General features: G+C 58.1%; 10 protein-coding genes. 2 read left to right on the top strand and 8 right to left on the bottom strand.

Annotated elements, in window-relative coordinates; genetic code table 11:
- Window positions 1-156 precede the first annotated feature (156 nt).
- The 8 genes from hpt to ppa form a co-directional block, all read right to left on the bottom strand.
- On the bottom strand, window positions 157-708 hold the full coding sequence (hpt, locus tag RWL87_RS07250) for a hypoxanthine phosphoribosyltransferase (protein ID WP_005504342.1): 552 nt from the start codon (window positions 706-708) through the stop codon (window positions 157-159).
- A 197-nt stretch (window positions 709-905) separates the two neighbouring features.
- A complete protein-coding gene (tilS, locus tag RWL87_RS07245; RefSeq protein WP_313969402.1) occupies window positions 906-2,039 on the bottom strand; it encodes a tRNA lysidine(34) synthetase TilS in 1,134 nt (377 codons plus the stop codon).
- A 94-nt stretch (window positions 2,040-2,133) separates the two neighbouring features.
- The gene (locus tag RWL87_RS07240; RefSeq protein WP_313969401.1) at window positions 2,134-3,375 is read right to left on the bottom strand and encodes a HipA domain-containing protein; all 1,242 of its coding nucleotides are present in this window, start codon (window positions 3,373-3,375) and stop codon (window positions 2,134-2,136) included.
- A gap of 45 nt (window positions 3,376-3,420) precedes the next feature.
- Window positions 3,421-3,645 carry a helix-turn-helix domain-containing protein gene (locus tag RWL87_RS07235; protein ID WP_005504337.1) on the bottom strand — a complete coding sequence of 75 codons (225 nt, stop codon included), beginning with the start codon at window positions 3,643-3,645 and terminating at the stop codon, window positions 3,421-3,423.
- A gap of 262 nt (window positions 3,646-3,907) precedes the next feature.
- Complete coding sequence (locus RWL87_RS07230) at window positions 3,908-4,738, bottom strand: S-layer homology domain-containing protein (RefSeq protein WP_313969400.1); 831 nt, start codon at window positions 4,736-4,738, stop codon at window positions 3,908-3,910.
- Between the two features lie 94 nt (window positions 4,739-4,832).
- A complete protein-coding gene (locus RWL87_RS07225; protein WP_313969399.1) occupies window positions 4,833-6,236 on the bottom strand; it encodes a glycosyl hydrolase family 28-related protein in 1,404 nt (467 codons plus the stop codon).
- A 203-nt stretch (window positions 6,237-6,439) separates the two neighbouring features.
- A complete protein-coding gene (locus RWL87_RS07220; RefSeq protein WP_313969398.1) occupies window positions 6,440-7,258 on the bottom strand; it encodes a hypothetical protein in 819 nt (272 codons plus the stop codon).
- 435 nt (window positions 7,259-7,693) lie between these two features.
- Window positions 7,694-8,179: an inorganic diphosphatase gene (gene ppa, locus RWL87_RS07215; protein WP_049344276.1), complete on the bottom strand. Its 486-nt coding sequence runs from the start codon at window positions 8,177-8,179 to the stop codon at window positions 7,694-7,696.
- A 319-nt stretch (window positions 8,180-8,498) separates the two neighbouring features.
- Here ppa and dacB point away from each other — a divergent pair, with 319 nt between their 5' ends.
- On the top strand, window positions 8,499-10,046 hold the full coding sequence (gene dacB, locus RWL87_RS07210; protein WP_313969397.1) for a D-alanyl-D-alanine carboxypeptidase/D-alanyl-D-alanine-endopeptidase: 1,548 nt from the start codon (window positions 8,499-8,501) through the stop codon (window positions 10,044-10,046).
- Between the two features lie 208 nt (window positions 10,047-10,254).
- Window positions 10,255-13,314, top strand: a complete 3,060-nt coding sequence (locus RWL87_RS07205; RefSeq protein ID WP_313969396.1) for an AAA domain-containing protein — start codon at window positions 10,255-10,257, stop codon at window positions 13,312-13,314.
- Window positions 13,315-13,555: the final 241 nt, after the last annotated feature.

The raw sequence follows: 13,555 nt of genomic DNA, 5'->3' as shown, positions 1-13,555 counted from the left end.
GGGTTGTAGCACTCGGCGGGGGTGAAAGTGCATCTTCCGCGGCGGATACATCCGCCTCCACGTACATCCACCGGCGGGTACAGCAACGCCCCGCTCCCCCACAAGCGTGAGGAGGCGGGGCGTAACCACCTACAGCAGGGTTGCTGAGGTGAAGGCTTAGGAGTAAACGTGCGGGTGCAGGGTTGCGACGCAGTCCAGGTTGCGGTACTTCTCAGCGAAGTCCAGGCCGTAACCAACAACGAACTCGGGCTCGATGTCCCAGCCGACGTACTTGACCTCAACGTCAGCCTTGACGACCTTGGGCTTGCGCAGCAGGGTGCAAATCTCAACGGAAGCTGCGCCGCGAGAAATCAGGTTCTGCTGCAGCCATGCGAGGGTCAGGCCGGAGTCAATGATGTCTTCAACGATTAGGACGTTGCGGCCCACCAGGTCGGTGTCCAGGTCCTTGAGGATACGCACAACGCCGGAGGACTTGGTGCCGGAACCGTACGAGGAAACAGCCATCCAGTCCATGGTGTAGTGGCCCTTGAGAGCGCGGGAAAGGTCAGCCATAATCATGATGGCGCCCTTGAGAACACCCACCAACAGCACGTCCTTACCGGCGTAGTCCTCGTCGATGCGCGCCGCCAGTTCGGCGACCTTCGCATTAATCTCTTCCTTGCTGAAGAGAACGTTCTTGATATCGTCCTGCACGTCGATAGCCTGCACGATGTATTCCTTCGTATTCTTTTAGACGCTCTGCGCCTCCGCCGGGGGCCCCGGGTGCGGGGGTTTCATGCCTTCCCACAGCGGACAATGTGGATGGTGTTCGCCTTAAGTATGGCTTAAAACGGCGCCGCGGCGCACCTCACCATGCAGATAGTGTGTGCTGAGGATGCTCCGCGGGCATCTAGCTGGGCACCTAGTTAGGGTCGAGTTGGCACTAATACGAGCACGTCCAGGCGTTCACCGGTTGCCGGATGCACAATTTTGCGGCGACGGTACGCGCTCACGTGACCGGGCATCTGAACGGGCCCAGCTACCGCGTATCCGGCGGTGAAAGAGTCCAGCGCCTGCAGTCGCTCGAAGCCGGGGTTCTCTCCCCCGGCGGTCTTACAGGCGGTCGCAAGCACACGCAATCGAAGCGCCGGGTGCAGCGCCGCCACCTGCGCACGGTCCAGTAGCACGGCGTCCTCACGTTCGATGCCGCGCACGGCGGTTCCGGCGGGCAGGAGCGCCTGCTCGTAGGCAGCCTGCGCCTGCTCGTCGAGGTATTCGGCGTCGGGGCCAGCTACGGAGGCGGTGCGCGCCAGGGAGCGGGCGACGTCCCCGCCGAGGTGCTCCTCCAGGTAGGGCAGCACGCTGTGGCGGATGCGGGCACGCATGAGGGTTTCGTCGGTGTTGGTCGGGTCGGTCCAGGGGGTGAGGGTTTCGGCATCGCAGATGTCGAGTATGTCGGTGCGGCGCAGACCGAGGAAGGGACGCAGGTAGGTGACGCCCCCTTCGACGCGCACGGGCGGCATACCGGCAAGGGAGCGTGTGCCGGAGCCACGGCTTAGGCCGAGTAGCACGGTTTCTGCCTGGTCGTCGAGGGTGTGGCCGAGCAGTACGGCGCGGGCGCCGGTCGCCTCAACGGCTTTCGTGAAGGCGGTGTAGCGGGCGGTGCGCGCCGCCATTTCGGGGCCCATGTTCCCGACGGGAACCTGCACTTTTTCGGTGATGACGGGGTGAAGCCCCAGGTCGGTGAGGGTCTGCGCGGTCTGCGCGGCGACCGCGGCGGAGTCTTCTTGTAGGCCGTGGTCGACGATGATGGCGCCTACGCGTACATCGCCGCGGCGGGCGAAGTGCGCGGCGATGGCCGCCAGCGCGAGGGAGTCGGGGCCGCCACTGCAGGCGACCAGGAGCAGGGGCAGGTCGGCGGCGTCCGCGGTGGAGGCGGTGCGGGAGCGTCCGGTGGCTTTGATGCTTCCGGCGCCGAGGAGCTTTTCGAGGGCGGCGGCGAGGTGGCGGCGGGCAGTGCCGACGGCGGGGTGCAGGCGTCCTGCGCGTCCATTCTGCATGATGGTTCCTTTATAGAAATTGCGAAGTGTCTATGTAGATAGATACTTCACGAGGAAAATTTAGAAATAACGAAGGCTCAAGAAGTCAGGAGCCTTAGGAGCGCGGATGAAGGTACTCTTCAAACTCGTCCTGGCGGCGTTCCAACTCTTTCTGCATGGCCTTAAACGGTGAGGCATTCGAGTTGAAAACATATCCCGGGGCGGCTCGGTCTGTGGGCCAGCGAACTGCTCGAGCCGCTTTGAGAGCACGCGTTAGAGCGTCTTTCTGCACCTTAGGCGGAAGACCGATAGTCTCTGCGAGAGCAAGCCAATCGTCAACAGTAATCTTCCAATCTTCGGGCGGCGAACCGTTACCGGGATTCGAATTATCTTTTCCGTTGACGCTAAGCGCCATGGATAGAGATTTAATGTGCACGAGCGAACAGGGGATGTCGTAGATAGGAGCTACTTCCCATCCACGGCGTCCCTTGAGGAGCGAGATATTTTTTGCGTGTAGGTCACCGTTGCCAGTCAGCCAAGCGTAGAGAAAATGCATGTAAAGATTCCTGCGGGCAATAGCCGGGGAAGCAGCGATTTTCACCATTGCTTGAATGACACTTTCTGTTGTCACAGCAGGGTTATCTTCCGTGTATTTCTCACCCGAAGGAACACCCAAAATCTGTGCACCATCCTCCATGGCGATGCGCCCCCCGGAGGGTGTTCGGTCAAAACGAGAGACCATCAAACCTGACACGCCATCTCGATCATAGACAAGCTCATGCTGAGCTACAGGAATCCCCATGAGCGCGGCCGCCGTAAGGTGGGCAGCTTCGTTTTCCACGAGCCCAGGCATGCGTTGCGGGCTGATTTTCAGAAGCGCATCGTAGCCAGCGCCCGTCCAATGCACGGGCAGAGTTTTCATGACGGCGCTCAGCTTTTCTTGAACGCCAGGCAGTCCTCGGCGGTCAACCGTACCCATCAGTTCTGCAAAGGAAACAACCTCAGGGTTATTCACCAATGCGGCAGGGGCGGTGTACAGTTCCCGCCCGTGCTCAATAATTTGCACATCGCCTGGAACGTCAGAACCAATCACCAGCAATAAGCCCAGGGTGTTATTTTTGCTGATTTTTTTCTCGGAACTGACAACGTCGAGCCTATAGCCTTCAGGCAAAAGATTCTGGAAGAAAGGGGGAATTGATTCTGCGGTATATTCCGCGTCTAAAGGCAGGCTCGTGGCAATTGCCGGGCCTTCATAATCTGCCCGGTAGGTGAAATGAATCAGCCCGTTGGCATCTCGCCTCAAATATGCGGCGAGAACACCATCTTTATAGACATCTGCCATCAGTTCATCTGTCATGGCTTTTCTCCAGGTTCTGTTTTCTATCGCAGTGTGCGGGAGGGGTTAGGTGAGGGGGTTAGTAATGGCCAGCTCAATGCCAAGCTCTTGGGCGACCTTGAGGACCGCACCAATTGACGGGCCGGGTAGCCCACGCTCAATATCGCGAATCGTTTTATCGCTGAGCCCAACCATCCACGCCAACTCCATTTGGGTGATTTTTTCGTACTTGCGGACGGCACGAACCTGCGCACCAAATTCTTGCGCAAACCCTGTTGCGTCGAATGCCATGGGGGTTTCCTCCTCACCGCTACAGAGTCTCAATTTATACGAACTATTATTCGTAATATGCCCATATTAGCACCCCAAGAAGCTCTCTGAGGCTGTTTTCCGAAGAATAGTTCGGTTACACATGCCCTTCCAACACCCCAAACACAGCCAAGGAGCACAACAAAAAAAGGGGGCGTGCCCACCGCCTCCAGCACGCACGAAAAATCGCACGAACCAGACACGGGGAACACGCCCCCGGCAAAGCCCTCCCGCTCACCTACCGCTAGGACAGCGACTGCAGACGAGCGACAATGGGTGCCAACTCCTCGTGGTAATCAAGAATCGCGAGAGGGGTGAAAATAGTAGGGTACGAAGCGTAATAGAAATCCGGTATTTTATTGATTTCCCAGGTATTGTACTCGGTGTAGCTAACACTCAACCAGACACTATCAAGGTTATCATCGGGCCTCCTTAAAGCATGCTGATAAACCCAACTCATTGCTCGATGCAACTCGCTCCCTTCCTTAATGGGAGTAGCACCCTTCTCCGCACGCACAGCATTCGCCGCATCCAGAGATTCCAGAGTCACCTTGGGGCTACCCGCAGCACGATAAAGGAAAGTAAAGTAGGCACCACGGCTCGCCGGAGTGTCGTAGTGGAAGGAACCATCAGACCAACCGGTGGTCAAACCTACACGGGTCGCCCAAATAGCAACCTTATAGCGCGCATCGCCCGGAGTCAGGTCGGTGTACGGGGACTTCTCCGGCAGGTTCTTCACCTCGGGTGAACCCGCCAGATGGTACAGGTACTCCAGCAAGCGGCCACGCGAAATGGTCATGACTCCGTTCGGCAACTTATCTTCACGGGTTCGGGCCAGCCCAACAACCTGCTTCTTCGTAATCAGGCCGGTACACTCCGCCCAATCCAAACTGCCCATAGTGTTCTTGCCGTAATAGAAGTGCATGTCAAAACAATTAACATCAAATTCCAGCTCTTCAATAGGCTGTGCAGATTTCGGCTGAATGTATGCCGCCTGGGCTACGCCCTGACCCATGTACCCCATAGCCAGTGCCAACAGTGCCGCCGCGCCGCGGGTCGAAAGGTTTTTCTTCATTTTCTATCCTCGGTGAAAGGTGTGAGAGTAGAAGAAGAGTGAATCCCTTTGAAGATACTCAGAATTCACTCTCCGCGCAATTATTTTAGAATGATTAAATTATTATGTCTTTTTTGTCACTCTTGACAATATCATGACTTTTTGAAGTCTTATTGACCACAAAATTAATATCAATATAGAAATCGCCCCAGGGGGCACTGGGATCGCTCTTAAAGAAAAGGTGCCGATCGCCGCCCGGATTCAATTTATTGCCATCACGGGCATTACGCGATGAACCAGCCACAATACTAATATCATCCAGCTTATTCTCCAGATAAAATCCATAACGTGACGCCTTCCTATCGGATTTAGGATTAGCAGAACGCGGCGCAACAAGACGAGCTCCGGAAGCATTTCTGCTGATGTACCAATTAGCCGCCTGATCCGCCTGAGCTGCACCCCTTAAAGTGAGTTTATCTTCATAGCTTGATGACTCACCCAAGCAGTTCATAAATTGATTATCCTTGAATCCAACAATCCATCCGTGCCCGCCATTCTCCTGAGCGGTACATCCGATGAACATATTTCGTTCGCCAAAAACCGCCCACCCGGCACCAGACTTTCTACGGTACTGATCTCTATCGTGATAAAGGTCGGAATTTGGCTTATTGCGAATAGCAAACCAGGCGGTACATGCCACAAATTTACATTGAGCCCCATACACCTCAATTGCCCCATGATATCCGCCACCAAGATTGGCATCAGAGACCTCAACCATCACAAACTTATTATCCGCAGCTCCAGAGTTCAAACTCTCTGTTCTACGCTGAACATGACCCACCGGCTTTCCCACCAAGAGCCCTTGTCTGCGAGTTTTACGAATGCGGACCTTATCAACCTTCATAGCACGATCATGTTCACCCAGGATGGCAATTCCGATTGCCGTATCCCAGATTTCAATATTTGAAATAATAGGGGCAGCTTCAGGTTCATTAAAAATATCATATCTTGTATGAACAATAATTCCCGCAATATTATCCGGTATATAATTATCAGCAACGTGCTTACCCTGAGCAATTTGATACTCAAAAAATCCTTTACGAATATTAGGATTCAAAAGATTAAGATTGGCGGCACGAATAAACATATCCCGTACCCCAAAACGCATTGGTATATTTGTTCCCATATCACCCACAAAGGTATTGTATGACCCCATATGAAATACCCCCTGACACTCCATATCGTCACCATCAACATCTCTTAAAATCTTCGGGTTTTTATTAAACCCAATAATTTGTGTTGAGAATCCATGACCATACACCTCTACCCTATCCCTGAGATTAATAAAATCATTACTCACAAGATAGATTCCCGAAGGAATCTCGACAGAACCACCACCGGGAACAGCAGCCACCGAGTTAATGGCATTTTGAATCGCTGGTGCGGAATCCTTCGTACCGGTTGGGTCTGCACCAAAATCCAAAACATTCACATGCTTTGATTTACTATAATCAACCATATTGTATTCCTTTCTTAAGCCATGTAGTTCAAACGCATTCAAATAGTTTGAATGCCAACCCACCAATTTTTCCTGAATATCTATACATAAAGATGATTTGATGTTTAATTCTATTAAATCTGCACCAACCCCCTATCAATCATCTCTGTTTGCAGAGCAAGATTTCCCGAATCCACAACCCTGCGATTACCCCCATAATTGTTTTATGGGGCAGCTATTGTGGTACATGTCAACACGCCTCCCGGCGTCCTAACACTAATCCGATAGGAAGCCGACACAGTAGATCCGCCGTATTCGCTACGACCCGGGAAATACACGCCAAAGCACCCTCGTTGAAACAACTCTTCCGGCTGAGAAATATCTTTATCAACCTCAAGACCCCATTCCCAGCGCTGAGCTTGAATAAACGCACCGCCATCTTCTCCAAGGGATGCGTTTCCCTTCATCTCCCCGTGGTAGACACCACAAAAATACTCAGTGCTCTCCATTGAGGCACCACGCGCACGAACCACCTTCAGACCCGAGTCCTCACGCACTGTCAGCGATGGCGCAGCCGGGTACCCCTCAGGAGAATGGCTTGTCAATCCCATAGAACCCGGCTGCCAACGGCTCATCTGCACCATGTATTCTTGCGATCCACTCAGCTGTTCAAGCTCAACCACAATCTGCTGACCCGAAGGAATTTTAGACAGCCACTGCCCTGTATCACGGCGAATATGGGGGCGAATTACCTCATATAAGGCTGACTCTTCTTGATTCCCCATCAGTTCTATCGAAGGAAGCGCATGCACCCCAGCATAGGGGCCCGAAAAGGGAAGAAGCTGAAACCACAGAATGACATTATCTGCACCATTAGTCGGCAACCATGCTTCACGAAGCGGGGCAACAGTGCATCCATCTATTTGCTGGGGAGACCCAACAGAGCCCTGAATACCCCATGCCGTACTCTGAGGTGCTACGAAGAAACTTACCAGGGCAAATGATGAAAGCCGGCACACATGCCGGCGTGACAGTTCAGACATGATAGTCCTTTAAATTGAGTTGAGTGATGACAATAGTGTGTGGCGTTTACGCTTCGTCGACGCTCTTACACCACACTCCTTCAACCCTACTCTGAAAATTCACTGTTTCGAGCATTCACAAGCAAATATTTCATTCTCGTGAAAAAATATATATCAATGTAAACCTGAAGTTTATTAAAATCTCACTTTAAACTTGAATATTTATGTAACTAGAACTTTAGAAATATCTTTAAAAATCTGAACTTTCAGAAATATTACAAGCCCCACCGCGCAAAGTACTTGTTGAAATCGACCTCGACAAAGCCCTGGGCAACAACTCCGAGCACAACAAAAGGGGGCGTGCCCACCGCCTCCAGCACGCACGAAAAATCGCACGAACCAGACACGGGGAACACGCCCCCTCCAAAAACCGAGTGCACCTAACGGTGCGGCAGCTTAGTGACCCTCAGCTGCGAAACGGTCGATAGCCTCCTGGACCATCTTCTCAGCAGCAGCCAGGTCTTCCCAGCCCTCGCCCTTAACCCACTTGCCGGGCTCCAGGTCCTTGTAACGCTCGAAGAAGTGCTGAATCTCAGCCTTCAGCTGCTCCGGAACATCAGCCAGGGACTTGATGTGGTCGTAACGCTTGTCGGTGGGAACGCACAGAACCTTAGCGTCGCCGCCAGCCTCATCGGTCATGTTGAACACTGCGACCGGGCGAGCCTCAACCAGCACGCCGGGAACAACGTCAACGTCCAGAATCAGCATTGCGTCCAGCGGGTCGCCGTCCTCACCCAGGGTGTTCTCGAAGTAGCCGTAAGCGGTGGGGTACTGCATGGAGGTGAACAGCACGCGGTCCAGGCGCAGGCGGCCGGTCTCGTGGTCCACTTCGTACTTCACGCGGGAGCCGCGGGGAATTTCAATAGTGACGTCGAGTTCCATCGGAACCTTCTTTCTCGTGAGTTAGAGTCACTTTCGCGGCGACTTCGGCGCGCAAGGTGCGAAAGTTAGGTGTTGAACTCACCCATTGTAACCCGTTCACGCACACCGAAACCGCGTATTCGGCGCCAAAACCAGCGTAATTTACCACGCTCACACCACTGTTAACGTTCCGCCTAGTCCCGCGCCCGCCAGCGCGACCCGCCGGTGTGCCAGGCAGGGCAGATAGGGGTTCGTGAAGGGCGGGAGGAGCGCGGGAGGAACGTTCCAGCATCGGCGCGTAAATTCGATAGGCACCCCATCCGCCCGCTATGCTCAAAAGATGCCTTCCAACAAGCACAACACCCAGACCACCACCCTCACCCGCCGCGCCGCCCTCACCCTCGGCGGCATGCTCCTCCTCACCGCCTGCGGATCCGCCGCAACCGAACAGAAACGCCCCGAAGGTTCCGCAAGCCCCAGCGGCAGCGCGTCCGGCACCGCCGAGGCGACCGCCTCCGCAACCCCGAGCGCCACCCCGACCCTCGCACCCGCGCTGCCCGAGGCCGAACAGGAGCAGCTACGCAACGCCCTCACCGCGCTCTTCGCAGACGGCACCTACCCGCAGTACAGCCTGCTCGTCACCGGCATGGACGGCAACCTACCCAGGATCAAGGCAACCACCGCACCCGCCGACCTGTACGCCGCCAACGCCGACACCGCGCGCGTGCCCGCCTCCACGTTCAAAATCCTGACCCTGTTCGCACTCAACCGCTACGCGAACCTGCAGGCGCGCCTGCGCACCCGCGTAACCCGCGACGCCGCCGGACTGTACCTCATGGCGGGCGGCGACACCCTGCTCGGTGCGGGCGCCTCCAACCCGAAGCAGATTGTGGGACGCGCAGGCCTAACCACCCTCGCCGAACAGACCGTTAAGGCGCTGAACGAGGGTGAAAAGCCGACCGCCGCGCTGCCCGTGTACCTGGACGGCACCTTCTTCACCGGCCCCGGCGTGAACCCCGGCTGGGAAGACGCCGACGTGGCGTCCGGCCAGATCACGCCCATTCACCCAATTGCCCTCGAATCGCACACGGTGCCGGGCAAGTCGACCGCAAGCAACCCGGTACGCCCGGATGATGCGGCGGTTGCCGCCCAGCAGGCGTTCGTGGATGCGCTCAACACCGCTGGCAAGGAATCCGGTCTGAGCTTCACCCTCGCGGAGCGCCGCACCGCCCCCGCGGAAGCAGTTGAAATTGCCGCGGTCGAATCGGCAACCCTGCTTGAGCAGGCGCAGCACATGATGCTCGAATCCGATAACGCGCTGGCTGAGGTGCTCGGCCGTTGCGCCGCCATTGCCGCCGGTAAGGAAGGCAGCGGCGAAGCGGCACAGCAGACCGTACGCCAGGCGCTCGTGGATGCCGGCGTGAACATTGAAAACCTGGTGCAGGCGGACGTATGCGGCATGTCCCTGACCGACCGCGTGACCGCCCGAACCCTCGTGCAGGTTGTGGCGCTCATGAACGCCGACGAGCACGCCGAACAGCTCATGCAGACCTTCCCCGTGGCGGGTGTTAGCGGCACCCTGACCGACCGTTTTGGTGCGGCGAACGCCGTGCACGCGCGCACTTTCGTGCAGGCGAAGACCGGCACTCTCTACACGGTGTCTTCCCTGTGCGGTGTGGCGACCCGACCCGACGGCACCCGCCTGATTTTCGCAATTATTCTGAACGACCTGGGCGGCTCGGATGCGCTGCCCGCCGCGAAGGAACGCGTGGATGCTGCCGCGGCGGCAATCGCGAACCGTTCGAGCGCGCCGAGTGCTTCTGCGGGGACTTCGGCACCTGCTTCGGAGGCGGCAGTTTCTACTACTGCGGCGGGTGCAGCCTCCTAGCATGTGTGCCCGAATAGCCCCGAAAGCCCTCTAAATCATCCCGTGTAGGTTGATTTTCTGTAGTGTTTCACGTGAAACCTGAAAATCAACCTCTCGGGACGAGGGGTGGCGCGGGGCGCTCACACCTCTCAACCGGGGCTCGTACCCACTCCCTACGGCGAGGTTTCACACCCGCCCTGTTTCTCTCTCCTCCAGCAGAAAAGTCACCATGGACCTTACCTTCACCCTCGCTGATCTGACCGCAACCTCCGCCTGCGAGCTGCGGCTCTACGTAGAGCTTCAGGAACGTGCACAGAAGCAGACTGTGCGCCCGACTGAGCGCGCCCGTGAGGCGTACCGCGAGTGCCTGCGAGTGCTAACCGAGGGTGGGGTGATCACCGGTGAGCGGGCAGGTAGTAAGGCGCGCCCGGTGGCCCTGGTGGCGACCTCCGCGGCGGGACTGACCTACACGGTGGAACTCGACCGCCTAGAGTACGCAGTCATGAACGGCGCACCCGAGAACAGCACCGCCGAGGGCGATACCGCGCGAATCATCTGCACCCTGCACCTGGGTGAGGCGGCGCATCGGGCGCTATTGCGCGGTGCCCTGGCGGCGCACCTGCTAACCGGCGGCGCCACCGAGAGCACAGAGAACACCGAGAATGCCGCGCGCCTTGACCTTCACCTGGAGCACGGCGCGGAGGAGTACGGCGCAGAGTCTGAATCGGAGCCCACCGAGCACCACTCCCCGACTAGTCAACCTCACCGGGTTGATTCGGTGCGTATTCTGCCGCTGATTCGCCTGCAGGAGCAGCGCCTCGTGTTGCTCACCCAGGCGCTGAGCGAGGGCGCGGAACCGGCGGAACTTGCCGAGCGCATCCCGCATTTTCTGACCTGCGACGAGTGCCCGGCGTGCCTGAACGCGGCGGCTTCCCTTGCCCTTGAGACCGAAGCCCCGGAACTCGTCACCGAAGACACTGCCGAAGATACCGCCGAGAATACGGAAACTGAGGAGCATCCGGTCATGTACCGGGTGCCCGCCGCCGTGGAGAACGACAGCGAACAGTACCGCCTGCAGTGCCTGCTGGATGCCCAGCTCGCCTCCCTGGAGGAGCACGCGGCGGAGCACGGCTGGGGTGCCGGCGAGCTGGAGGCGGCGATGCTGCTGTCCATGACGAACTATCACCGCCGCGAGCGTGCCCCGTTCTGGCGTGAGCATATTCGCCGCCTGGAGGACGGCCCGACGGCGTGGGTGGCGAGTCGCGATTACGCGCACCTTGGCCGGGTGCAGGTGCTCTCGGCGGAGCATGCGCATGCTCTTCTGAACGCCCCCGCCGACCTGGAGGCGCTTGCCGCCGCCATGAAGGAGCCCGCCGAGGTGCCGGACGCCCCCGGCTGGTATCGTGTGCGCGGCGCGCAGGTGCGTCTGTTGCGTGCGCGAATTGAGGCTGACCCGAGCCTGGTGATTGCGCCGTCGGATCATGCGGTTTTTTGTGCGTATGAGGCTAGGTTGAGCCCGCAGATTGCGCTGGACCGTATGGAGTCGCAGCTGAATTATTTCCGTGCGTCGAATCCGGGTGAGCGTGTGCCCGCCGAGCTGGCGGCGACGGGCTTCTTTGGCATGCGTGTGCTGGCGGTGGCGCAGGGCGGTTTCGGTGCCGGATCCGAGAATTCTGCGGACTCCGAAGCCCCCGAAGAGGTTGCCGAAGAGTCGACCAGCGAGTTCCTGGAGGTGCTTCTGCAGGAGCGCATCCGCGTGAAGGATGATCCGCACCGCGCCCTGCCTTCGGGTATTGGTCCTGGCGATCCGGTATCTACGGCGACGATTGAGGCGGCTCTGCAGTCCGATGTGCACGGGCTGCTTTTCAACGGTGCCCTCATGCCTGACCTCCCCGTATCCGATGACGCTTCCTGTGCTCCCGCCTCGTCCCGCGCCCTGCCGAGCGTACTCGATGCGGCGGCTTCGCTGACGGGTGTGGAGAGCGCCTCCGCGGACCTGCTGTTCCGCCGCACCCCGCGCCTCAAAAAGAGCGCCGCAAACGCTAAAAATGCAGAAAATCTACCCCGTGAGGTTGATTTTCCCGGCTCTGACCTGCCCGCGGTGGATGCCGTACACGCGGCGGTTCGCGCTCTCGACCACTCCTATGTGGCGGTTCAGGGCCCTCCCGGTGCGGGTAAGACTTTCCTCGCTTCGCATGTGATTGCGCGTCTGGTGGCGGAGGGTGCGAAGGTGGGCGTGGTCGCTCAGTCGCATGCGGTGATTGAGAATCTCATGCTGGCGTGCTGCGCCCGTGATGGTTTTGATGTTTCGCGTGCGGTGCGTCTGCGCGGCAAGTCGGTGACTCCGGACGCCCCGTGGTCTGAGGTGTCTGATTCCGCGCTGGGCGAGCTGATTTCCGGTGAGGGCGGTCTGCTCTTTGGCGGCACGGTGTGGGATTACGTGAGTGAGCGTCGCGTGCCCGCCGGGTCGCTGGATGTGCTGGTGGTTGACGAGGCGGGCCAGTTCTCGTTGACGAATACGGTGGCGGCGGCTCGTGCGGCGCGTTCGGTGCTGTTGCTGGGCGATCCGCAGCAGTTGCCGCAGGTGTCGACGGGTGTGCACCCGTACCCGGTGGATGTTTCGGCACTGGGCTGGTTATCTGACGGGGCGGCGGCGCTGGATCCTCGTTTTGGCTATTTCTTGGGTGAGTCGTGGCGTATGGATTCGGCGTTGTGCGAGCGGGTTTCGTGGCTGTCTTATGATGACGCGTTGGCGAGCGCTGCGGCGACGGCTGGTCGCACCATGCGGGGTGTTGAGCCGGGTGTGGTGTCGTATCCGGTGGAGCATTCGGGCTGTTCGGTGCGTTCTGTGCAGGAGGCGCAGGCGGTGGTGGATTGCGTGCGTGAGTTGTTGGGCAGTGAGTGGGTTCCGGCGGCTGGTGCTGAGCCGCGCCCGCTGGCGGCTGAGGATTGCATTGTGGTGGCGGCGTATAACGCGCAGGTTGATTGTGTGCGTGAGGCGCTGATTGCAGCTGGTTTGGCGGATTCTTCGGGTGCTGGCGTGCGTGTGGGCACGGTGGATAAGTTCCAGGGTCAGGAGGCTGCGGTGGTGTTGGTGTCGTTGGCATCGTCGCGGGTTGATTCCGGGCGCGGTGCGGGGTTTGTGCTCTCGCCGAATCGTTTGAATGTGGCGGTGTCGCGTGGCCAGTGGCGGGCGGTGTTGGTGCATTCGCCGTGGGTGGCACGCTCGGTGCCGCAGGATGTTGAGGAGGTGCTGGCTCTGTCGGGTTTCGCGGGTCTGGTGGAGTAGCGCCTAGTGTAGCCCTTATTTTGCGCTCTTCTACACTCCCCCGCTCGCTGCGTTGCGGGGTCTGGCGGAGCCTGGTAGCGGGTGTCTTTGGCGTGCCCTGATTCGGGCTCAGCCGGGTTCAGTCAGGGCTTAACCGGGAGGAAGCACCAAGACTGAATTATAGTCACCCTAACCCTAATGTCAATACTCAAAATGGGGAAAGTTTTTCGACGTGACTTCATGCATATGATTCACATCTCTC

Origin of the sequence: uncultured Rothia sp., assembly GCF_963555405.1 — a bacterium.
GTDB lineage: Bacteria > Actinomycetota > Actinomycetes > Actinomycetales > Micrococcaceae > Rothia.
This window is presented reverse-complemented; position numbering and strand designations above follow the sequence as displayed.

Bases quoted from the DNA above. Each gene is read 5' to 3' on its own strand.
- RWL87_RS07235 (WP_005504337.1), bottom strand. From the start codon at position 3,645: ATGGCATTCGACGCAACAGGGTTTGCGCAAGAATTTGGTGCGCAGGTT.
- dacB (WP_313969397.1), top strand. From the start codon at position 8,499: ATGCCTTCCAACAAGCACAACACCCAGACCACCACCCTCACCCGCCGC.
- RWL87_RS07225 (WP_313969399.1), bottom strand. From the start codon at position 6,236: ATGGTTGATTATAGTAAATCAAAGCATGTGAATGTTTTGGATTTTGGT.
- RWL87_RS07220 (WP_313969398.1), bottom strand. From the start codon at position 7,258: ATGTCTGAACTGTCACGCCGGCATGTGTGCCGGCTTTCATCATTTGCC.
- RWL87_RS07240 (WP_313969401.1), bottom strand. From the start codon at position 3,375: ATGACAGATGAACTGATGGCAGATGTCTATAAAGATGGTGTTCTCGCC.
- RWL87_RS07230 (WP_313969400.1), bottom strand. From the start codon at position 4,738: ATGAAGAAAAACCTTTCGACCCGCGGCGCGGCGGCACTGTTGGCACTG.
- ppa (WP_049344276.1), bottom strand. From the start codon at position 8,179: ATGGAACTCGACGTCACTATTGAAATTCCCCGCGGCTCCCGCGTGAAG.
- RWL87_RS07205 (WP_313969396.1), top strand. From the start codon at position 10,255: ATGGACCTTACCTTCACCCTCGCTGATCTGACCGCAACCTCCGCCTGC.
- tilS (WP_313969402.1), bottom strand. From the start codon at position 2,039: ATGCAGAATGGACGCGCAGGACGCCTGCACCCCGCCGTCGGCACTGCC.